Source organism: Bowmanella yangjiangensis, from assembly GCF_017255015.1.
GTDB lineage: Bacteria > Pseudomonadota > Gammaproteobacteria > Enterobacterales > Alteromonadaceae > Bowmanella > Bowmanella yangjiangensis.
Map to the genome: position 1 here is coordinate 44,440 of NZ_JAFKCS010000019.1, position 21,673 is coordinate 66,112.

General features: G+C 51.6%; 18 protein-coding genes. 6 read left to right on the forward strand and 12 right to left on the reverse strand.

The window, feature by feature from the left end:
* Positions 1–107 precede the first annotated feature (107 nt).
* The 4 genes from J0A65_RS16635 to J0A65_RS16650 all read right to left on the reverse strand — a co-directional run bounded on the left by J0A65_RS16635 (position 108) and on the right by J0A65_RS16650 (position 5,182).
* Complete coding sequence (locus tag J0A65_RS16635; protein ID WP_206595446.1) at positions 108–1,079, reverse strand: helix-turn-helix transcriptional regulator; 972 nt, start codon at positions 1,077–1,079, stop codon at positions 108–110.
* A 147-nt stretch (positions 1,080–1,226) separates the two neighbouring features.
* Entirely contained in the window at positions 1,227–1,847 is a 621-nt protein-coding gene (locus J0A65_RS16640) for a class GN sortase (protein ID WP_206595447.1), read from the reverse strand.
* Entirely contained in the window at positions 1,835–3,736 is a 1,902-nt protein-coding gene (locus J0A65_RS16645) for a marine proteobacterial sortase target protein (protein ID WP_232850015.1), read from the reverse strand. Before J0A65_RS16645 ends, J0A65_RS16640 begins: the two co-directional genes overlap by 13 nt.
* 189 nt (positions 3,737–3,925) lie before the next feature.
* Positions 3,926–5,182, reverse strand: a complete 1,257-nt coding sequence (locus J0A65_RS16650; RefSeq protein ID WP_206595449.1) for a murein transglycosylase domain-containing protein — start codon at positions 5,180–5,182, stop codon at positions 3,926–3,928.
* Positions 5,183–5,478: 296 nt separating this feature from the next.
* Between J0A65_RS16650 and rarD the strand changes: the two genes are divergently transcribed.
* A complete protein-coding gene (gene rarD / locus J0A65_RS16655) occupies positions 5,479–6,396 on the forward strand; it encodes an EamA family transporter RarD (RefSeq protein ID WP_206595450.1) in 918 nt (305 codons plus the stop codon).
* Positions 6,397–6,416: 20 nt separating this feature from the next.
* Here the strand turns inward: rarD and uvrD are convergent, their stop codons facing one another.
* Positions 6,417–8,588 (reverse strand): DNA helicase II, encoded by a 2,172-nt coding sequence (uvrD, locus tag J0A65_RS16660; protein WP_206595491.1) that lies wholly within the window; start codon positions 8,586–8,588, stop codon positions 6,417–6,419.
* A gap of 165 nt (positions 8,589–8,753) precedes the next feature.
* On the opposite strand from uvrD, the gene J0A65_RS16665 reads away from it, so the two are divergent.
* From J0A65_RS16665 to J0A65_RS16675, 3 genes are all read left to right on the forward strand, one after another.
* Positions 8,754–9,218 (forward strand): (2Fe-2S)-binding protein, encoded by a 465-nt coding sequence (locus J0A65_RS16665; protein ID WP_206595451.1) that lies wholly within the window; start codon positions 8,754–8,756, stop codon positions 9,216–9,218.
* A gap of 2 nt (positions 9,219–9,220) precedes the next feature.
* Complete coding sequence (locus J0A65_RS16670) at positions 9,221–11,380, forward strand: xanthine dehydrogenase family protein molybdopterin-binding subunit (RefSeq protein WP_206595452.1); 2,160 nt, start codon at positions 9,221–9,223, stop codon at positions 11,378–11,380.
* Positions 11,381–11,555: 175 nt separating this feature from the next.
* Positions 11,556–12,158 carry a YkgJ family cysteine cluster protein gene (locus J0A65_RS16675; RefSeq protein ID WP_206595453.1) on the forward strand — a complete coding sequence of 201 codons (603 nt, stop codon included), beginning with the start codon at positions 11,556–11,558 and terminating at the stop codon, positions 12,156–12,158.
* Here the strand turns inward: J0A65_RS16675 and J0A65_RS16680 are convergent.
* Genes J0A65_RS16680 through lptM form a run of 6 tightly spaced genes read right to left on the reverse strand, consistent with a single transcriptional unit; the run spans position 12,155 to position 16,722 of the window.
* Complete coding sequence (locus J0A65_RS16680) at positions 12,155–12,871, reverse strand: HAD-IA family hydrolase (RefSeq protein ID WP_206595454.1); 717 nt, start codon at positions 12,869–12,871, stop codon at positions 12,155–12,157. The two genes, J0A65_RS16675 and J0A65_RS16680, sit on opposite strands and share 4 nt — an antisense overlap.
* The gene (gene xerC, locus J0A65_RS16685) at positions 12,868–13,761 is read right to left on the reverse strand and encodes a tyrosine recombinase XerC (protein ID WP_206595455.1); all 894 of its coding nucleotides are present in this window, start codon (positions 13,759–13,761) and stop codon (positions 12,868–12,870) included. Before xerC ends, J0A65_RS16680 begins: the two co-directional genes overlap by 4 nt.
* Positions 13,762–13,764: 3 nt before the next feature.
* Positions 13,765–14,454 carry a DUF484 family protein gene (locus J0A65_RS16690; protein ID WP_206595456.1) on the reverse strand — a complete coding sequence of 230 codons (690 nt, stop codon included), beginning with the start codon at positions 14,452–14,454 and terminating at the stop codon, positions 13,765–13,767.
* Positions 14,451–15,281: a diaminopimelate epimerase gene (gene dapF / locus J0A65_RS16695; RefSeq protein WP_206595457.1), complete on the reverse strand. Its 831-nt coding sequence runs from the start codon at positions 15,279–15,281 to the stop codon at positions 14,451–14,453. The genes J0A65_RS16690 and dapF overlap by 4 nt, the downstream gene beginning before the upstream one ends.
* Positions 15,282–15,312: 31 nt before the next feature.
* Entirely contained in the window at positions 15,313–16,563 is a 1,251-nt protein-coding gene (lysA, locus tag J0A65_RS16700) for a diaminopimelate decarboxylase (RefSeq protein WP_206595458.1), read from the reverse strand.
* Complete coding sequence (lptM, locus tag J0A65_RS16705) at positions 16,564–16,722, reverse strand: LPS translocon maturation chaperone LptM (RefSeq protein ID WP_206595459.1); 159 nt, start codon at positions 16,720–16,722, stop codon at positions 16,564–16,566.
* 362 nt (positions 16,723–17,084) lie between these two features.
* Here lptM and speA point away from each other — a divergent pair, with 362 nt between their 5' ends.
* On the forward strand, positions 17,085–19,004 hold the full coding sequence (gene speA, locus J0A65_RS16710; protein ID WP_206595460.1) for a biosynthetic arginine decarboxylase: 1,920 nt from the start codon (positions 17,085–17,087) through the stop codon (positions 19,002–19,004).
* Positions 19,005–19,011: 7 nt separating this feature from the next.
* Here speA and J0A65_RS16715 read toward each other — a convergent pair whose 3' ends face one another.
* Positions 19,012–20,148, reverse strand: coding sequence for a serine hydrolase domain-containing protein (locus J0A65_RS16715; protein ID WP_206595461.1), 1,137 nt, complete (start codon positions 20,146–20,148; stop codon positions 19,012–19,014).
* A gap of 169 nt (positions 20,149–20,317) precedes the next feature.
* Here J0A65_RS16715 and J0A65_RS16720 point away from each other — a divergent pair, with 169 nt between their 5' ends.
* Positions 20,318–21,667, forward strand: coding sequence for a DNA-3-methyladenine glycosylase 2 family protein (locus J0A65_RS16720; protein ID WP_416135315.1), 1,350 nt, complete (start codon positions 20,318–20,320; stop codon positions 21,665–21,667).
* Positions 21,668–21,673 lie beyond the last annotated feature (6 nt).

Genomic DNA, 21,673 nt, shown 5'->3' on the forward strand with positions numbered 1-21,673 from the left:
CGATTGTGTCACACGCATTTTCTCGGGCGAAACGTTATCAGGCTAGATGATTGACGGCCTCCACTGAGCGCCACACCACAAACACAAAACCAGCGACAACTGGGTCTTCAAGAAGCACATTCCACTACCGCCAGTTCACGCACTTGGGTTGGCGTAAGCGCAAAATGCCGTTTAAAGGCGCGGTAAAACCAGGATAAATTGTTAAAGCCGGCATCGTAGGCAATATCCGCCACCGAGCGGTTCAGGTGAACAGGGTTACGTAGCCGGTCAAACACCCGCTGTAGTCTCAGCCCCAGCAGGTAGTCGGTAAAGCTACCGCCTTCCCGTTCAAACATAGCCCGTACATAACCCGGAGAAATACCATGCCGTTTGGCCACCCAACTCAGCGACAGATCACCCCGCCAGGCATGGGCCAATAAATCTGCTTTCACAGCCTTCATACGCGCTTCGCGTAAACCGCGCTGACGGGCCAGCATCTCCCTGTCTCTGTTGGTGCCCACCGCCAAAGTCGCCAAATCCAGCAGGCGGTTGGCATCTTCCATTATGCTGTTATCTGAATGTTCGTCACCCTGAGTCAAGGCCACCGCGCATTGCACCAAGTGGTTAAAAGGTTCCTGCGACAATAGTGGCGAGCGACTGGTGCGTTCTAATTCAGTCACCAGCGGCCCGAGCAAAGCGCGGGAAAAGCTGATATTCAGCATATAAGTTCTGGCACCGTCGAATTTGATTTCGCCAGGCCTGTCATTAAAGCCAAAGCAACCTGAACCGGGGGCGCACTGCACTTCGCCCAAACCTTCCATGGTAGTCGTCCAAGTATTCTTACCAGCGGGGTTTAGCAACAGCGAAAAGTCATCATTGCCATCCTGCAGTTGCCTGGATTGTCTGCGTACCACCAACGGTGAACATTCAACCAAGGCAATTGAGATGCCCGGCAGCAAACGAATGCGGGTTTCAATATGTGGTACATGGCCACGGGGAATGCTGGCTTCAATATTGGCGATAGCAGCGTAGATATCCTGCGAGACCTCCAGGCGCTCGGCTGGCGGATAATCTTGGGTTGAAAACTTGATAAAGGCCATCGTTTACTCCAACTGCCGGATGCAACCAAGTTCTTTTTAAGACCTTTCGCGGATTTAAAAACTAATGGCCATGATCACCCACCCAATGAGTGGATTCAAGACAACTTTTACATAAAAGTTCGAAAAAATAACAGCTTAGCAAATAAGCTAAAAGATCCGTGATGGCCCTGACAACTGTGCAACGTATAGCGCCGGCACCGGTTGCGCTTCCACCAGCCAGCGCCACGGGGTATCCGCCGCCAGAGCGTAAAAGGGGTAACAGGTAGACAGGTACAAGCCCGGTCTAGCCAAAAAGCCGATATCTTTCTCATCGATCACTTGTAAATTAGTTATCTGGAAATGTTGCCAGCGGCCATCCTGGGTTTGCATGGCAAAACGCTCGCCCACTTGTACATGCTGCAGGAAGGAAAAGTGTGTGTCGTTATGTCCCGCGATTAATACGCCTTTTTCGGCACTGTCGCCCAGCTCACCACTGGCCAGCAGGTGGCCGGGGCCAAAGGCCAGATTGCGGCCGGAAGCCCCAGACAGCACCGTTAGCTTTTGCTGATGGATGGGAAAATCCAGTTGTGCCACCACATAAGTGTCTGCATAGAACCAGGGCCGTACTTGACTCTGTGGTTCGGCCAGCGCCTGTTGCCAGGCGTCTTCGATTAAATGATTAGCCAGCCGCGCCTTGGCCTGCACATAGCCACCGGAAGCCATCAGTGCCAGACCCAGCGCCAACAAGGCATAGAAAAACAGCGCGCGGCCACTGCTTAGCGGATCCATCGCAAACCTCCAAGCCCAGATACCAGCAATATCAGTCCACACAACATATACAAATGGCTGGCACCACCGGTTTGCGGCAAGCTCAACGGGCCACTGTCTGGCAACGCATTGGACACTTGTGCATCTTGCTCGGCAGGCGTGACGCCAGGGGTGTCATCCACCGCCACAAAGGCCGTAAAGGGACTAAGTAGTTGGAATGCCAAGGCCAGTTCCTGCACTTGTTGTTTAACCTGCTCCTGGGGATGGTAAAGCAGCAGGGATTTGATCTGCTGTCGCGCCCACAGTCTGGCAATGCTGTCGCCCTGGCTATGCTCAGTGGATGCCAAATTAACCAGCAGTGGCCCGAGCGGGGTTTGGCCTTGCACACTGACTGAAGCATTCTCAGTTGGCAGCTTAGCAGCAACCATCAGAGGCTGGCCAAAATACAGGTCGGGCAAAGGATTTGGCCAAAATGCCAGGGCCTGCCCGGCACTGCTGAGTGACAGGTTGGTAATGGCCGGATGCTGCAGAGCTTTAAACAGTTGCTGCATCTTGTCCTGCACTTCATGGCTGCTGCCAATAAAAGTGTATGCGCCGCGCCCGGTATCGGCTGCGCGGGTCATAAACAGACTATTGGGAGCGCTGCCGATGCCCACCGTAAATAAACGGCTGTCACCCAATTGTGCCTGAATTTGGGTAAACAAAGCTGCTTCGTTACTGACACTGCCATCGGTCAAGAACACCACTTGGCGTACCCTGTCCGAATGCTGCTGACCGTCCAGCACGGCATCCAGCGCCTGAGCTATTTCGGTGCCGCCATCCGCTTCCAGGCTGTGCACAAAGCCACGGGCCAAGGCCAGATTAGCGGGATTTACTGCCAAGCTCTGTAAGCTAAGAAATTCAAGTTGGTTGTCAAAACCGATAATGTTAAAGCTATCTTGCTTGTCCAGCAGGGTCAGGCCGTACAGCAGCGCCTGTTTAGCCTGCTTCATCGACTTGCCATGCATAGAGCCGGAGGTATCAATGACAAACACCGTCTCGCGCGGCAAACTGGCGGTGGCGGTAAAGCTGTCGGCCGGTGGTACCAGCATGACCAGACCATAGTGTTCCCCTTGGCTGGTTTGCTGTGTTATCAACGCGGCCTGAGCCTGAGCGCCTAGCCTGGGGCGAAAGCTCAGCACAATATCCTGATTCAGCTTGGTATCCTGCAAGGCCAGTTGATAATGACCCAGGGCAGGGTTATCCAGACTGAACTCATGCTCGCCGCCCCTCACCTCGGCCAGTTCCAGACCGAGCTGTAAATCCAGGGTCAGGTTAAGACGGCTCTCTTGTGCGGGCTGCCTGGCGCCCCTAGGACTATAAAGGGGTGCCAGCCAACCAGCCGGCTGGCGCTCGGCGGTATCATCTTCTTGCTCACCGATTTGCATCACCATAGGGTGATAGCGGGGCGTGATGGTGGTAGGAAAGCGAATGGAGAACACCCCATCGACATAGCTCAGGGTTTCCTGATAACTCAGCTCAACGGATACCAACTGACCAGGTTCAATATTGGCCACATCGGTGACGAACATATTGGCCCGTTGCTGGCGCACCAGCGCGGCTTTTTTACCTTCGGCTTTGGCCTGCTGATAGGTGCGTTCGGCTTCGGCTTTTTTGTCGATAACACCGCGAATGCGCCGCTCTCCCAGCTTGAGTGTCATAGCATACACTGCGCTTTCGTCCGGTAACGGAAATACATAACGGCCATTCACTGCGAACGGGTTGTCGTTACGAAAGTGCTGCACCACCTTAACCTGATTGATCAAGCCCACCGCCTGCATATTGACCTCAGTGTTCAACATCAACCCCGGTGCCACAGACACCCCTTGTTGATTGAAAAGCTCCAGCCTGGCTGTTTGTGCCCATGCCATTGACGTTCCCAAGCAGGTCACCAGCACTATTATGCTGCGCAGTAAAACCCCCATTTGCCTTCTCCATTCTGTTTACCATTCACTGAGTACTCAAATTTCAGCAAAGGCTTATGGCAAAAATGGCGGGCAATAGGGGCAATCCGCTGAACAATAGTGGCGAAAATATGGCAAGGCGCAGTTTCATTGAGACTACTTACCCGGTGCAATAAACTGCTTACGGTAATCCACCACTTTTCCTAAGTAATGACGGGTTTCTTCGTATGGGAGTTCGCGCCGCAAGGTCTCATAAACCTGGGTGGGCGTCTGGCTATTAATTTGCTGCAAAGCGGCTTGGCGCTTTCCACCAAAGGCTTTGAATACGTTACCCGCGCCGGTGTTATACGCAGAAATGACACAATACTCGCGCGATACCTGATTTTGCACCTGCGCTAAATGTTGGTAAGTGAGGATGTGTAAGTAAGCCGCCCCAAGCTCGATGTTATTGCCAGCATTAAACAGGAAGTCCTTGCTTGGCATGTTGTCTTTGCCATGCGCCAGTTTATAGGCATCTCTGCCGCCACTTGAAGGTACTAACTGCATTAAACCGTAAGCTGGTACGGCGCTGACCGCAAAAGGATTGAAGTTACTTTCAGCACGGATCATGGCGTAAATCAGATTGGCGCTGATTTGGTACTTCTCAGCATAACGCGCAACCAGCGGGCTGTATTTTCTAGCCTGTTCGTGACTGAAATTATTGATAAGCCCAAACTGCACATAAGTGGCTTGCCTGACAGTACCGTCATCCAGCGTAAGCTCTCGCTGCTGACGCTTGTTGTGCAGTAAATAGTTGGCAAACTGTTCCGCAGAATCAGCATTATCGACCATCTTCCCCTGCGCATCGACAACCAATCCTGCCAGGTAGGGCGAATGTGCACTCGATAGCGTTACAGTTTTATCGCTAAACAAGTCCACAGCTCGCGGGTCATCTGGGGTTAGTAGCGTAGTGACAATAGCATTTAACAAGCTCTTATCCGCTTCCGTTTGATCCAACGTTTCCACCAGGATTTCACCCTTGTCGAAATCCACTATGGCGCGACTAAGATAATTTTGCGTGTACTTGACGTATTGCTTCTGGGTCGCCACGCGCAACTCGGCCTTGCCCCATTGCTGGCCGACGTTGCTGTGAAACAGCGCCAGTAAGCGCTTGAAGTCAGTTTTGACCTGATCCAGGTCGCGTAAGATAGCTTCCGGATCATCTTTGTAACGCTCAGCCCGTTGCCCCAGATTATCCTGCAATGCTTTACCAGGAGAATCACTGGCGGCGATGTCCGTGACTGTTCTAACCGTACTGCTTTTTACTGCAGACATAACCTTGCTGACTTCCTTCACCGAACCTTCGAATGTTGACTGACAACTGACCAGCATCAGGGACAAAGGCCCAAGCAAACATATTTTGACAAACTTCATCTCGGCAACTCTTCTATCTGTGGGCTTATTCCCCGTTTGGCACAAAATGACAATGTCTCTATCTGAATTACTGCACCTCCAGACACTGCCAATTTTCAAGGCCGCCAGTGTTTCAATTTTGCCCGGCAAAAAGTAGTAGTCGCCTGACCGCTTAATAAAAAATTAAGTAATTCATAACCTTCCGTGTAGCAGGAAGCGAGGTTGAACTGAAATATGCACCCATAAAGCGCAGGGGGTTTGCCACTGATGGCGGAATCACGGAAAATAGCCTGTCCCCCTTCCAGCCAAGATATCCGATGACCGACCGTTCTGCGCAAACCGGTGTGCTGCTAGCTATAGCGGCTTACACCATGTGGGGCATAGCCCCTATGTACTTCAAGCTGCTGCTTGACGTACCGGCTCCCGATATTCTGTTACACCGTATTGTCTGGTCGATGCTGATCCTGCTGGTGTTGGTCTTGGCGTTGGGGCAATTACCCAAAGTGCGTCAGGCAATCAGTAACCCCAAGGTGATGAAAGTTCTGCTTATCTCAGGCCTGTTGCTGGGCGGCAACTGGCTGCTGTTTATCTGGGCTATCAATAATGACCATCTGCTGGATGCCAGCCTGGGGTATTACATTAACCCCTTGCTAAATGTGGCATTGGGGCGAATTTTTCTCGGCGAGCGACTGCGCAAACTGCAAAAGTATGCGGTAGCCCTGGCATTATCCGGCGTGGTGATTCTGGTGGTGTCTTTCGGCCAGGTACCCTGGATTGCCCTGGCACTGGCGGGCAGCTTTGGTATTTATGGGTTGCTACGTAAGCAGGTAGCGGTAGACTCGCTGCCCGGCTTGATGCTGGAAACCCTGTTGATGATGCCCTTTGCTATCGCTTATTGGATTTGGCTGGCCAGCCCGGCCAGTAATATGTTCGCCAATAGCTGGGATATGAACAGCATACTGATCTGTGCCGGTATCGTCACCACCGCGCCGCTGCTGTGTTTTACCGCCGCAGCCAGACGTATTATGTACTCCACTTTGGGCTTTTTTCAGTACATCGGGCCAAGCATTATGTTTGTGCTGGCGGTGTTTTTGTACAACGAGCCACTGCATCAGGAAAGGCTGATTACCTTTGCGCTGGTCTGGGCCGGCCTGGCATTATTCAGCTTTGATTCTTACCGACATTTTCGCAACAACCGCAAAGCCATGAAGCTAAAACTGGTGAGCCAGGAATAAAGCTTTTCCAACACGCCGGCTTAAGCCGGCGTGAGTCTGGCGTAAGCTAATACCAGCCATTTGCTGCCTACATCACTGAAATTCACTTGCACCCTGGCGTGTTCGCCAGAACCTTCGTAATTCAGCACCGTACCTTCGCCAAATTTAGGATGCAGTACCCGCTGTCCCAATTGAAAACCTGTGCTTTCAAAGGCCATATGTGAGGTGGCCGGGATAAAGCGGTTTTGTACCGGCCGGGAAACCTGAGTGGCACGCAGGCGGATTTCTTCGATGCAGTCAGATGGGATCTCGCGAATAAAGCGCGATGGGGTATGGTACTTGTCCTGCCCGTAGAGGCGGCGGCTTTCCGCGTAAGTGATATAAAGCTTCTGCATGGCGCGGGTCATTCCCACATAGCAAAGCCGACGCTCTTCTTCTAAACGCCCAGGTTCTTCGTTGCTCATTTGGCTGGGGAACATGCCTTCTTCCACCCCGGCAATCACCACCAGTGGAAATTCCAGGCCTTTGGCACTGTGCATGGTCATCATTTGCACCGCATCCTGATGGCTGTCGGCTTGGGTTTCCCCGGCCTCCAACGAGGCATGGGCCAAAAAGGCCGATAACGGCGTCATACTTTCGGCTTCATCCGGGGCAACAAACTGCTTACAGGCGGTCACCAGTTCTTCCAGGTTCTCTATGCGGGCCTGGGCCTTCTCGCCTTTTTCGGCCTGGTACATGGCGTACAAGCCCGAGGCCTTGATGGCTAAGTCGGCCTGCTGTTCCAGGGCCAGACCAGGCAACTCTTCCTGTAGCTTAAGCACCAGATCCACAAAGCCCTGTAAAGCATTGGCAGCACGGCCGGACAAACGTTTTTCCCGTAGCATCAATAAGGCCGCTTGCCACATGGACTGCTCGGTGGCCCTGGCCACTTCACGTACCTGTTCCAAAGTTCGTTCACCTATACCGCGGGCTGGGGTATTCACCACCCGCTCAAACGCGGCATCATCGAGCGGCTGGTTGGCCATACGCAAATAGCCCAGCGCATCTTTGATTTCCTGGCGCTCGAAGAAGCGCAGACCGCCATAAATGCGATAAGCCAGGCCTTCATGCAGCATGCCCTCTTCCAGTACACGCGACTGGGCGTTATTTCGATACAACACCGCGCAGTCACTTAAGGCACCGCCTTTCTCCTGCCAGCTACGAATTTGCGACACAATAAAACGGGCTTCATCCAATTCATTAAAACCGGCATACAGTGAAATGGGTTCCCCTTCGCTGCCTTCGGTCCAGAGTTCTTTACCCAGACGTCCGCTGTTATTTTCGATCACTGTGTTGGCGGCTTTGAGGATCTTGCCGGTAGAACGGTAGTTCTGCTCGAGTCGAATGGTGGTGGCGCCGTCAAAGTCGCGTAAAAAATGCTGGATATTATCCACGTTGGCGCCGCGCCAGCCGTAGATAGACTGGTCATCATCACCCACAATCATCATGTTGTTGGTAGGGCAGGCCAGCAGGCGCAACCAGGCGTATTGGATGTTGTTGGTATCCTGAAACTCGTCCACCAGAATGGCGCGAAAACGCTGCTGATAATGCTGCAAGATACGAGGGTGATTCACCCACAGCTCATGCGCCCGCAGCAACAGTTCGGCGAAATCAATTAAACCAGCCCGGTCACAAGTGTCCTGGTAAACCTGATAAATCTCGCGCATTTTGGTTTGCGACGGGTCACCATGAGTTTCAATGTGCTGAGGACGCAAACCCTCGTCTTTATTGCCGTTGATATACCACTGAATGGATTTAGGCGACCAATGCTTCTCATCCAGATTCATGCTTTTCAACACCCTGCGGATCAAACGATGCTGATCATCAGAATCCAGGATCTGAAAGTTTTCAGGTAAACCGGCTTCCTGATAATGAGTGCGCAATAATCTGTGCGCCAAGCCATGGAAAGTGCCAATCCACATGCCCTGTAAAGAGGAACGCATCAGGCTTTCTACCCTCGAACGCATTTCTCTGGCGGCTTTATTGGTAAAGGTCACGGCCAGAATGCCAAAGGGCGAAATCCCCTCCACATCCATCAGCCAGGCCATGCGATGCACCAGTACCCGGGTTTTACCGCTGCCTGCACCGGCCAACACCAGCATGTCACTGGGCGGTGCGGCTACCGCTTGACGTTGTTTGTCGTTCAGGGAGTCGAGTAAGGCTGATACATCCATCGTTTTAACGCGCAAATCTGAGATAGCGCCAGTATACCAGCCATACTGTATTTTTATACATTCATTTGCCCTGGCATTTATTTACAACGGATTTACACCGCAATGTTCTTTTTTTCACCATCCTCAGATACGCTTTAAGCTTCATAACGTTGCGGAGCTTTTTACATGATCAGCTTTACCTTAAATGGAACCCAAAGGCAGTATCAGGGTGACCCCAATCAACCGCTACTCTGGTATGTAAGAGATGAGCTGAATTTAACCGGCAGCAAATTCGGCTGCGGTGTAGCCCAATGTGGAGCTTGTACTATGCATGTAAATGGTCAGCCGGTGCGCGCTTGCAGCACACCTATGGCGGCCGTGCAAAATGCCAGCATCACCACCATTGAAGGTTTGGACAGCGTTGCAGGTAAAGCCATACAGCATGCCTGGCAACGCCTCGATGTGGTGCAATGTGGCTACTGTCAGTCTGGGCAGATCATGTCGGCCACGGCCCTACTGCAAAATAATCCCAGCCCATCCGATCAGGATATTGACCAAGCCATGCAGGGCAACCTATGCCGCTGTGCCACCTACCACCGTATTCGCCAGGCTATTCACCAGGCCGCAGACGATCTGGCCAGGGAGGTATAGTGATGAAGTCTCTCAACTCAACATCGATGGACCGCCGTCAGTTTCTTAAGGTCACCAGTCTGGCGGGCGTAGGTTTTGCCATAGGACCGGTTGGTTTTGCCAATGCTGCTGACCAGAATAAGCATCAAAGCCTGGGCAATTTTGTTCGCATCAGTAAAGACAATCTGGTCACAGTGATCATTAAACACCTGGATAAAGGTCAGGGTGTGACTACCGGTCTCACCGCCATTGTAGCGGAAGAATTGGATGCGGATTGGCAGCAAATGCGCTGGGAATTTGCACCGGCCGATGCCGAGCGCTATAACAATCTGTTCTTTGGCAAATTCCAGGGCACAGGCGGATCCACGTCGGTTGCCAACTCCTGGATGCAGCTTCGTCAAGCCGGTGCTGCAGCACGCGCCATGTTGGTTGATGCAGCGGCCAAAGTGTGGGGCGAGGACGCCGCGTCACTGCGCACCCAAGCTGGCAAAGTCATTAATGCCTCAGGTAAGCAGCTCAGTTATGGTGAACTGGCCGAGCTGGCTGGTACCCAGCCCATTCCTGCCGAGCCCGTGCTGAAAACCCCGGATCAGTTCCGTATTATTGGTCAGCATATTCCGCGCATCGACAGCCCGGAGAAAACCACAGGAAAGGCCATATACACTATTGATGTGCGCCGACCTGGCATGTTGCACGCTGTGGTACTGCATGCCCCCAAATTTGGTGCAGTGCTGAAAACGGTGGATGACAGCGCGGCCAAAAAAGTACCGGGTGTAAAAGCTGTGGTGCGTATTGAGCGAGGTATTGCGGTGCTGGCCACCAGCCACTGGAGCGCTCTGCAAGGACGCAATGCACTGATAGCCCAGTGGGATGAGAGCCAGGCGGAAACACGCAGCTCCTCAACCTTATGGGATGAATACCGGGCACTGCTGGCTAAGCCCGGTCATGTGGTGCGCGAGGACGGCGATGCAGATAAGGCATTAGCCAACAGCAATAACAAACTATCCCTGACCTTTGAATTACCTTTTTTGGCCCACGCCACCATGGAACCTCTGAATTGTGTAGTGGAGCTTGTCGACAACCAGTGCCAGATCTGGACTGGCTCACAAATGCCGACCGTAGATAAAATGGTGGCCGCACAGATTGTCGGTCTACCACCTGAGCAGTTGCAAATTCATACCCAGCTGGCGGGCGGCAGTTTTGGTCGACGTGCCAGCCCCAATGCGGATTATGTGGCAGAAGCCTGTATGATTGCCAAGGCCATTAATGGCAGCGCCCCCGTCAGCCTGCAATGGAGCCGTGAAGATGATATGAAAGCTGGCTATTACCGCCCCATGGCCCTGCATCAATTCCACGCCGCATTAGATGCGGAGGGAAAACCAGTGGCCTGGCATCAGCGAGTGGTCAGCCAGTCCATTATGCGTGGCACACCATTTGAGGGTATGGTGCGAGGACCCATCGACCCGACAATGGTCGAAGGCGGCTCGACCTTGCCTTACGCCATTGCCAATCTGAAAGTTGACGCCCACGAGCATAAAAGTGGCATTCCTACTTTATGGTGGCGTTCGGTAGGCCACAGCCATAATGCTTACGTTACCGAGGTATTTATGGATGAAGTGGCAAGACTGGGAGGACAAGACCCGCTGACGCTGCGCCTTGCCTTACTGGCCAACCACCCGCGACACGCCGGTGTGTTAAAGCTAGCCGCCGAAAAGGCTGGATGGGGGAAAGCCTTGCCAGACAATCAGGCCATGGGCCTGGCGGTACACGAGTCTTTCAATAGTTTTGTCGCCCAGGTGGCTTTAGTGACTATGCATCAGGATGGCACCTACAAGGTCAATAAAATAGTCTGCGCTGTGGATTGTGGTATAGCCATTACCCCGGATGTGATTAAAGCCCAGATGGAAGGCGGCATAGGTTATGGACTGGGTGCCGCCATGGGTGAGGCCATCACGGTTAAAGAGGGGGCAGTGGAGCAGAATAACTTCTATGACTATCTACCCATGCGCATTCAGCACATGCCAGACGTGGAAGTCCATATCCTGGCTTCCGACCAGGCCCCTACAGGGGTCGGCGAACCAGGCCTGCCTCCTGCGGCACCTGCGGTGGCTAATGCCTTGCGTAAATTTTTAAAAGGCCCGTTAACCAAACTACCTTTCGGTACTAAGTTAGATTTAGCCTGAACACTACCGGCATACCGGGCTGAAAAATATTTTTTTCAGCCCCTCTTGTCGACCTATCAGCCGCCCGCATAGAATCTGTCGTTGGCGTTTTACGGCGACACCTTCAGTGTGTTGTCTGCCAGGTCAAACTGCCCACCTTTTTTGATTGTTACTGTCATTTTTTTGCGGAGTCTATATGCAAAGACTGCGGGATCTATCGCGTCTTGTTGAGGCTGTGTATGGCGAACTCGATCATACCTTTGGCACTTATCAACGAAACTCAGGGCTGACCTGTCGGCCAGGCTGCGGTGCTTGCTGCAATAATCCGGAGATTGATGCCACGGCCCTGGAAATGTTGCCGTTGGCCCTGGAAATATACGACCAGGGCAAAGCGGAACAAATGCTGGACGAACTTGCGGCCTATTCCGGCTTTAACTGCTTTCATTATGTTCGCCACTCACTGGATGCAACACAGGGGCAGTGTGGGGTATATCAGCATCGCCCGGCCATTTGCCGCATGTTTGGTGCTGCCGCAGTGAGAAATAAGCAAGCCGGGATGCGTTTGTCCGTGTGCAAAACCATCAAGGAAGACAAGGAACATCCTTATCAACAAGCGCTTATCACTATGCTTAGCGAACCAGCCCCCAGCATTGCCGCAGGCAAGGACAGGGTCAGAAGCCTGGACTACGAACTGGGCAAGCGGGATCTGCCGATTAATCAGGCGCTCAAAGTGGCATTGGAAAGGGTATTGTTTGTCGCCTATTACAGCGGTTTTGAACAAAGCGAAGAAGTCGCCTAGAGCAATTGCAGTAACTCGTTTAGATCCTGCAACTGCACATGCGGCAATAACAAGACAGGTTCTTGTGTAAGCCGCATGGTGCGGTTAGCCGCATACCAGGCAGATTGGTATCCGGCTTGCAACGCGCCAAGCACATCATTGTAGAGGTTATCACCTATATGCAGGATATCTTGGGGCGCTAAACCAAGCCGTCTTGCCGCCAGTTCAAACATTGCACCCTGGGGTTTCATAGGTTGTGTGAGGCTGGCGTGCAAGCTGAATTGGAAATAGTTGGCGATGCCTATCTTAGTTAAATCCACATTGCCGTTGGTAATCGCCACCAAGGGTAATTTGGTCGCTAAGGCGGCAAGCAAAGAACATATATTCTTATCTACGTTGAACTGGCTACGCTTGTTATAAAAATCGTCAAAGGTGGCGACTATGGCCTGTTCAAGTTCGCTACCAGTATAGCCACATTGCATCAGCCCGCGACGCAGCTCCACCCGCCGCAGTTCTCCCATATCGTTATGCAACTCGGGCTGCTCTGCCAGAGCCTGCCATTTAATAGTCCGCCAAAAGGCCAGATCAGTTGCCCGCGTAGCTGCATAATGCAGATGCAAAAAGTCCAGCATACCTTGTTCAGCTTTTTGCAATATAGGTCTGTTGTCGTAGAGGGTGTCATCCAGATCAAAGGTCAATGCCAATGGACGCTGAAAGGGACGGTAAAAAATCATTTGTTCTTCTTTGCTCTTGGGTGGGCTCCGTCATATACCTGAGCCAGATGCTGAAAGTCGAGATGCGTATAAACCTGGGTAGTAGACAAATTGGCATGACCCAATAGCTCCTGTACACCGCGCAGGTCGCCGCTGGACTCAAGCAGATGGGTCGCAAAGGAGTGACGCAGTTTATGCGGGTGAACAGGCTGTGCCATACCCTGGCGCTGCGCCCATAACCGCATTCGTTTGGCAATTTGCCGTGACGTAATACGCTGACGTTGCATGCTGACAAACAACGCCGTTTCATCAGGCGGTGCTAACTGGCCACGAACTTTCAGCCAGGCATCCAGACTTTGTTTGGCTTGCCTTCCAATTGGCAACTGGCGTTGCTTACTACCTTTACCCAACACCCGCAGCTCGCGTTCACGGACGTCCAACAGATTCAAACCTGTGAGTTCGGCCAGACGCAACCCGCAGCCATAGGTCAGCTCTAACATGGCTTTATCACGAATCGCCAGAAGGTCATCACCTGGTTCAAAGTCGAGCAAACTAGCCATTTCGTCCACATGCAGCTGCTTAGGCAACGGCTTGCCACGTTTTGGCGCCTGAACGCCACTGGCAGGATTAAGTGTCAGCACCCGCATATGCACGAGATACTGACAGAAGGTGCGCAAGGCCGATAAACGCAAGGCAATAGAACTGGCGCTCAGACGCTGTACACGGGCTTTGTTTAATACGTTGCGGATATGCCCGGTTTGCAGCTGTGACCAGTCGTCAATAGGCAGGATTTCTGCCACCTGCTGCAGCTGGCGACTGTAATTTTCCAGGGTTTTGGGGGACAGATTTCGCTCATAGCGCAAATGGGCCAGAAACGTATCCAGCCGCTGTTCAAGGGCTGGTTTGAGCATGGGTTAATACTCCGCCAACTGCGGCACAACCAGGGTCAAAAACTTCTGCAACTGCGTGATCAACAAGGTATCCATGCCGGGGTGAAAGTGGTGCCCTTCATCACTGCCAATAGCTAGCAGGCCCATCTCACCACGTTCACCAATCAGCATCATGGCGACTGATTCAATGCGCTTTTCGCCGAACAACAACGCCTGTTCCTGCTGACTTAGCCGCCCCAGATAGTAAATGCCGTGATTAAAACGCTTATCCAGCAACAGACGCTTGCTGGTTTCCGGTAGGTCGTCGTCAAAACCAAAGAGTTTCAAAGACAATGCATGCAGTTCAAGTTGATGCAACAACACTTGTTCCAGGGTGGAACGTACCTCAAACAGGCTCTTGCAGCTAAACAAACGCAGATTCAGATCAGCATAGATCCGATAGATCCGCTCATTTTGCTTAGCGACAGACATCAGTTCATTAATTTGATGTTGCAGTTGGCGAACCTTCAAGCGCAGCTGTTCTGATTGACGCTCAACCAGAGAAACGGCACCCTTTTGCTGATGAGGGATGCGTAATGTATCCAGCACTGTCGGATAAAACAGGAAAAAGTCGGGGTTTGCTAACAAATAATCTCTGACCTGTTCGGAGGTCAGATTCTCGTTGTCGCTTAGCAACGCATCCGCACGTTTTTCCTGTCTCGACATATCACTCATAAACTGATGGTTCCATCAAACACATGGTCCGCCGGACCGGTCATTTTGACTACCTTGTCCCGTCCTTGCCAACGGATATTCAAGGTACCGCCGGGTAAATCTACCCGCACTTCGCTTTCCAATTTCCCCCACAACTGACCTATCACCACAGCCGCACACGCACCACTTCCGCAGGCCAGGGTTTCGCCGCTACCGCGTTCGTATACGCGTAATTTAATGTGATTGGGTGAAAGAATTTGCATGAAGCCAATATTGGCTCCTTCAGGAAATCTTTCATGTTGTACCAGCAAAGGGCCTAAGGTTTCAACTGGTGCCGTGTCAATATCAGGCACTTCAATCACACAATGAGGATTACCCATGGAAACGGCCCCGCAGAACACCGTGTGATCTTCGGCACGAATAATGTAGGTGGCTTCTTCTTTATTGGCTTTCAAAGGAACTTGGGCAGGCTCAAATTGCGGTTTGCCCATATTCACCGTCACCTGGCCGTCTTTTTCCAGGTAAAGCACCATACGACCGGCACGAGTGCCCACCACAATTTTGTTGCGATTGGTCAGGCCCTTTAACTTCACAAAACGCGCGAAGCAACGTGCGCCGTTACCGCACTGCGACACTTCGGAACCATCCGCATTAAAAATGCGATAATGGAAATCCTGATCCGGGTCATAGGGCGGCTCAACCATCAACAGTTGGTCAAAGCCGATACCGAAATTTCGATCCGCCAGTTGTTGAATCCTGTCCTTGGTAAAATACACGTTCTGGGTCACGTTATCGATGACCATAAAGTCATTACCCAGACCATGCATTTTTGAAAAGTGAATCTGCATCGGCACCACAGCTTTGTCCAATTGCCTTGTATTACGGAAGTTTATACTCGCCTTTATAGAGGTCTGCGAGCTTTTCTCGCTCTCGGATTAGGTGCATTTGCTCACCATCCACCAAAACCTCTGCCGGACGGCAGCGACTGTTGTAGTTGGACGCCATGGCGAATCCATACGCACCGGCGCTACGCACGGCAATCAGGTCACCTTCAACAAGCCCTAACTCTCTGTCCTTGCCAAGAAAATCGCCGGTCTCACAGACCGGACCAACAACATCATACAGGGCTTTAGTGCGATCTTGTGATCTGTCCACCTCGACGATGTCCATCCAGGCGGAATATAGCGCAGGTCTGAGCAGGTCATTCATGCCGGCATCAACCAGGGCAAAGTTCTTCTGTGCCCCCGTTTTCAGGAACTCTACCTTACTCACCAGGATACCGGCATTGGCCATGATGGCGCGGCCAGGTTCAAAGATAAGCGGTAGGTTGGGCCTGTCTTGCATACGACTAACAATAGCCTGGACATAAGCATCCGGATTCGGCGGTGTTTCATCCTTGTAGGTCACACCTAAACCGCCACCTACATCCAGGTGTTCAATTTCAATACCGATGGACGACAGTTCATCCACCAGTTCCAAAAGCCGGTCCAGCGCATCCACAAAGGGGGCGATATCGGTTAACTGAGAACCAATATGGCAATCCATCCCGACAATTTTAATATTGTCCATGGCCGCCGCTTCACGGTACACCGCCACCGCTTGCTCACGCTCAATACCAAACTTATTGGCTTTTAAGCCTGTAGAGATATAGGGATGAGTTTTCGCATCTACATCCGGATTAACCCGCAGTGAAATAGGTGCTTTTTTACCTAGCTCTCCGGCTACCTTATTAATACGTGACAGCTCGGAAGGTGACTCAACGTTGAAGCATTTAATCCCCTGATTAAGGGCGTAGGCAATTTCCTGCTCGGTTTTACTCACCCCGGAAAACACCACTTTACCTGGGTCACCACCGGCTTCCAGAACGCGTGTTAATTCACCACCGGAAACGATGTCAAAGCCCGAGCCTAAGCGAGCCAGCAAATTCAGTATGCCAATGTTGGAATTGGCCTTTACCGCATAGCAGATCAGGTGCGGGTGATTACCGACCGCGGCATCAAAGGCATGCCAATGGCGCTCAATAGTAGCGCGGGAATAGATATAACAAGGTGTACCGTACTGGGCGACAATATCAGCAACGGCGACATTCTCAGCATGCAGACGCTGATCCTGATAGGAAAAGAAATCCATCTATTTTTGCTCTTGTGGTTTGCTGCTTGATTGGGAGCTGCTTTGGGCCTCGGGATCTTTATTATCCTGAGCCTGGTCGGGTAGATACAGCGCGCCGTTTTTTCCGCAAGCGGTCAGCAACAGCACCAGAAATCCCACCGCATATTTCAGCTTCTTCACAGACAGTCTCATAACTATTCATAGGGTCTGCTATGATGGCATTGCCGGTAAAAAAAGCAAAGGCTGCCGTAACAGATTCACGGCAAGCTGTCGGTATCCTGATATCTGCTGCAATTTTCTTTGTCTGCGCATAAAAATTCTGGGGTTCTGTCATAAAGCCCATTTATAATAAGCGCCGTTAGACTACAGAGATTTTCTTCCGCTGCGGGCAAGCCTAGGGCTGCAAGCGCCAGAAATACGCATAAGTGGTACGGAATCAGTTCAGCATCTGACACCTTGCGCCTTAAATAATCAGGCGCACTCGCATGGAGCCTTGAAAGGTTTCACCCTGTTTTTCTTATCGACCAAAGGGAGACAATACCTTGGCAGATTGGACTATTGACGATGCAGAGCGTCTCTATCGTGTAAAGCGTTGGGGCGGCGGGTATTTTGAAATTGGCGAAAACGGCAACCTGCATATTACGCCGGTTCCGGGTAACCCCCAGGTTCGCATAGATTTCAAAAGCGTAATTGAAGAAATGAAGCAAGAGGGAATTCAATTCCCTGTGGTGGTGCGCTTCCACGACATTCTTCGCTCTCAGGTTGCGGAGTTAAACCAAACCTTCCGCAACCAGATTGAAGAAGCCGAATACCAAGGCAAGTACATGGGTGTGTATCCGGTTAAAGTTAACCAGATGCGTGAAGTGGTTGAAGAGATCGTCGATGCCGGCGCACCATTTGACTATGGCCTGGAAGCAGGCTCTAAAGCCGAGCTGTTGACCGTACTGGCCTTCAACACCAATGAAGCGGCCCTGACCATTCTGAATGGTTACAAAGACGAAGAATTTATGCGCCTGGCGCTGCTCGGACGTAAATTGGGTCGTAAGATCATTGTCGTGGTTGAAAAATACTCAGAGCTGCTGTCTTTGGTACGCATTGCCAAAGAACTGGAGATCGATCCTATTATCGGTCTGCGCTCCAAGATGACAGTGAAAGGTCGCGGCAAGTGGGAAAGCTCGGGGGGCGACCGTGCCAAGTTCGGCCTGACCATCGCAGAAATTATTAATGCTGCCCGGTATCTTGAACAGCAGGGTTTGGCGCATACGCTTAAGCTGCTGCATTTCCATATCGGCTCCCAGTTAGTGGATATCCGCTCGGTAAAAGATGCCGTGGCAGAAGGCGGCCGGATTTATGCAGAGCTACGCAAAATGGGTGTAGACCTGGAGTTTGTTGACGTGGGCGGTGGCCTGGGTATTGATTATGACGGTACACAATCTACCAGCGACTCTTCGCGCAACTACAGCATGCAGGAATATGTTGCCGACGTAGTGTACGGCATGAAGGAAGTGTGCGATTTGGAAGGGGTACCACACCCTAATCTGGTCAGCGAAAGTGGCCGTGCTATTACCGCGCACCATAGCTGCGTGGTGGCCCAGATTGTAGGCGAGATCAAAAACAGCACAGTACAGTTTGATACCTCAGAAGAGCAAGATGAGCACGTATTTGTGCGCAATATGCGCGATCTGGTGAACTCACTGGAAGAAGATGGTGACAATCTGCAGGAAATCTTCAACGATGCCTCGCAATGGAAAGAGCAAGCCATTGATGCCTTCAAACTGCGGGTGATTTCACTGTCTGAGCTGGCCAAGATCGAGACCTTCTACTGGCAGTTAATGACCTATCTGCACAGAAAGATCAAGGAAGTGGAGTTTGTACCAGAAGAGCTACAAGAGCTGAAGTACGATTTATCGTCCCAGTACCTGTGTAACTTCTCGGTGTTTCAGTCGGCTGCCGATACCTGGGCTATCGACCAGGTGCTGCCCGTAGTGCCGCTGACCCGCATGAATGAGAAACCCACAGTCAACTGTTCACTGGTGGATATTACCTGTGACAGCGATGGTAAAATTGACCAGTTTGTCGGTGAAAACGGCGTTGCCGATGTATTGCCTATCCATCCGCTTAAGCCGGGTGAAGATTACTTTATTGGTTTGTTCCTGACCGGAGCTTACCAGGACGTTATGGGTGATATGCACAACCTGTTTGGCCGCTTAAATGAAGTACATATCTTCAGTGATGATGACGATCCGGAAGACTTCTACATCGAAGAAGTCGTCACAGGTTCATCGGTCAGCAATGTGCTGTCGATTATGCAATACAATCCTTCGGCCATGGCCCAGGATGTAAAACGCATCATCGACAAACATGTCGCCGCCGGCAACATCAAACCTCGTGAAGGGGTGAAATGGACAGACTTCTATGAAGACTGTCTGCATGGCTACACTTACCTGAAGACCAGTAAGTAACGTCCTCTCAGGGCGCAGCCTGCGCCCTGATTTTCATCTGTTCAAAGAAATCTGCCCAGAAATTCACGGTGATCTCATTCATCAAATTGGACTCGGCATTCATTAAAAACACCATGGCAGTTTTATATTTGGGCGAAAAACCGATATCGGCCCGATAACCTTTTACCCAGCCACCATGATGCACTAACAGCTCACCATCAAACTCATAAACTCGCCACCCCAAACCATAATGGGCTTCTTTTAAATGCTCTCGCCAATGTCGGCGATGCAGTTCCTTACTGGTGCGTACTTTGGGGGTCACCAGTTGATCTATGGCATGACTGGATAACAAATGTGGGTATTGGCCCAGCATCAGTTTTGCCCATTGCCCCATATCGCGAATGCTGGCATTTACCCCTGCGGCAGGCGCAAAACGGTAATAGTCTTCGCTGACATTAACCTTGTGCCAGCGATTTTTAGCCAGCAGTACATGGGGTTTAGCCCAGTTGTCATCGCGCATCAGAGCCTGGCGCCCAACACCTGAGCGCGACATACCAAGGGGCATTAACAGATTTTCTTGTAGAAGCTGAGCATAATTTTGCTGCAGACTGTTGTTCAGCCCTTCTTCAACCACGGCGAACAAAGCATTCTGGTAGGTGTAGCAATTACCCGGTGCGCAGATGGGTTTGAGCCCGGCTAATTCATTCAGTACCCGCTTAACCGGATAATCCGCTTCAATAAGGTTATCGTAAGCGTTCGGCATATAGCCGCTGGATTGGCTGAGAATATGCCCTAAGGTCATTTTATTGGCTAATTCGGGCTTAAATGGATAATCCGGGGCTAGCCTGGATACGGGTTGATCCCAACTTAGCTTGCCTTGTTCCACCAGCTTGGCCGCTAATACTGAGGTAAAGGTTTTAGATACCGAGGCCAGTCTGAAAACGGTGTCTTGATCAACCTTCTGCTTACCATTCTTCTCGGTTTTTCCCTGGACAAAGATCTGGTCCGGCTGTCCGGTTGATACCACCAGAAAGGCATAGCCAGGAATGGCTTTATGCCGCGCAGCGGTTTTCACTTCATCTGCAAAGGCACCCAGCCAATTGTCCTGAGCGTTAGTGGTCAGACTGGTGGCGCACAATAACACCAGCCACAAAAGATGCTTCATTCTGCTTATTCTGTCTTGATCGCGAACCAGGCTAACCTGATTGTTACAACTATCCGATGATTCTGTCGGCCATTCTATCATCTGAATAACAATTTTGGCTTGAGTTCCGTTTTCATCGCATCTTTTCTCACAGACTCGTTACAATTGCGCCAAGCCAATCAGGATGCCGATCATGAACCCACTGCAATATCAACAAGCCAGACTGTCTCGCGACAGACGCTTTGATGGGCGTTTTTTTGTTGCAGTGAAAACTACCGGTATTTTCTGCCGGCCCATTTGTCCGGCCGTGGCGCCAAAAGAACAAAATGTAGAGTATTACCCACTAGCCGAACAAGCCATGCAAGCGGGTTATCGGCCTTGTCTGCGCTGCCGGCCAGATAGCTCTCCCCAGTCCTGGGCCTGGAAAGGGGTAGATACCAGTGTAGAAAGGGCCCTGCGCTTACTCAGTGAACACCCTGAGTTAAGCCTGGGACAGATAGCCGACAAGTTAGGGATGACGGATCGCTATCTACGCAAATTGTTCCAGGAGCGTGTAGGTATGGCACCCAAGCGCTATCAGTTATTTAAGCAACTGCTGCAAGCCAAACAACTGCTGCATCAAACTAATCTTAATGTAGAGCAGGTCGCTTTAGCCTGTGGCTTTCAGTCTGCCCGTCGATTGCAAGATAACTTTCGCCAGCATCTGCAGTTAAGCCCGGGGGAAATCCGTAACCACGCTGTACCAGGACAAAAAATGCAAGTGCAACTCAGTTTTCGCCCTCCTTACCACTGGCCAATGTTACGCGATTTTCTGGCACTTAGAGCCATTACCGATATGGAATGGGTAACAGACAACAGCTATGCGCGGGTGTTTCGCCATGCAGGCGCCAAGGGTTACTTTTGCGCTGAATATCAGGCAGACAAGCACTGCTTTAATGTCAGTCTGGAGCTGGATGATCTTAGTCAGTTTACCGGCGTAATAGCCCATATACGCCGTGTTTTGGATGTGGATGCCGATTCTGGCCTGATTGGCGAACGCTTGCGCCAGGCTGGCATATCTGCGGAGCAGCACGTGCAAGGTTTACGTTTACCCGGCGTTTGGTCTCCCTTTGAAGCAGGCTGCCGCGCCATACTTGGTCAACAGGTGTCGGTAAAGGCCGCCATCGGCCAGGTTAGCTTGTTGGTAACCCAACTAGGTGAACAAGGCGAAAAAGGCAGGTACTTTCCAGCCCCTGAGGTCATTGCTCATGCCGATTTGTCATTTTTAAAAATGCCGGCCAGCAGGCGTGATACCTTGCGCCGTTTTGCCGAGTACTGGGCTGCCTTTGGTGAACCAACAGAGCCCGATGAACTGCTGGCACTCAAAGGTATTGGCCCTTGGACGGTTAACTATATGAAGCTCAGGGGGTACTCTAACCCGGATGTCTGGCTGGACACGGACCTGGTGATCAAAAAGCAACTGCAACAGCAACCCGTGGATGCTGACTGTGTTGCCCCGTGGCGCAGTTATCTGACTTTTCAACTCTGGAGCCAGGCGTGAACAACC

Bases quoted from the DNA above. Each gene is read 5' to 3' on its own strand.
- J0A65_RS16680 (WP_206595454.1), bottom strand. From the start codon at position 12,871: ATGATTTTTTACCGTCCCTTTCAGCGTCCATTGGCATTGACCTTTGAT.
- J0A65_RS16690 (WP_206595456.1), bottom strand. From the start codon at position 14,454: ATGAGTGATATGTCGAGACAGGAAAAACGTGCGGATGCGTTGCTAAGC.
- J0A65_RS16670 (WP_206595452.1), top strand. From the start codon at position 9,221: ATGAAGTCTCTCAACTCAACATCGATGGACCGCCGTCAGTTTCTTAAG.
- J0A65_RS16715 (WP_206595461.1), bottom strand. From the start codon at position 20,148: ATGAAGCATCTTTTGTGGCTGGTGTTATTGTGCGCCACCAGTCTGACC.
- lysA (WP_206595458.1), bottom strand. From the start codon at position 16,563: ATGGATTTCTTTTCCTATCAGGATCAGCGTCTGCATGCTGAGAATGTC.
- dapF (WP_206595457.1), bottom strand. From the start codon at position 15,281: ATGCAGATTCACTTTTCAAAAATGCATGGTCTGGGTAATGACTTTATG.
- J0A65_RS16675 (WP_206595453.1), top strand. From the start codon at position 11,556: ATGCAAAGACTGCGGGATCTATCGCGTCTTGTTGAGGCTGTGTATGGC.
- xerC (WP_206595455.1), bottom strand. From the start codon at position 13,761: ATGCTCAAACCAGCCCTTGAACAGCGGCTGGATACGTTTCTGGCCCAT.
- uvrD (WP_206595491.1), bottom strand. From the start codon at position 8,588: ATGGATGTATCAGCCTTACTCGACTCCCTGAACGACAAACAACGTCAA.
- J0A65_RS16640 (WP_206595447.1), bottom strand. From the start codon at position 1,847: ATGGATCCGCTAAGCAGTGGCCGCGCGCTGTTTTTCTATGCCTTGTTG.
- J0A65_RS16650 (WP_206595449.1), bottom strand. From the start codon at position 5,182: ATGAAGTTTGTCAAAATATGTTTGCTTGGGCCTTTGTCCCTGATGCTG.
- J0A65_RS16665 (WP_206595451.1), top strand. From the start codon at position 8,754: ATGATCAGCTTTACCTTAAATGGAACCCAAAGGCAGTATCAGGGTGAC.
- J0A65_RS16645 (WP_232850015.1), bottom strand. From the start codon at position 3,736: ATGGCATGGGCACAAACAGCCAGGCTGGAGCTTTTCAATCAACAAGGG.
- J0A65_RS16635 (WP_206595446.1), bottom strand. From the start codon at position 1,079: ATGGCCTTTATCAAGTTTTCAACCCAAGATTATCCGCCAGCCGAGCGC.
- rarD (WP_206595450.1), top strand. From the start codon at position 5,479: ATGACCGACCGTTCTGCGCAAACCGGTGTGCTGCTAGCTATAGCGGCT.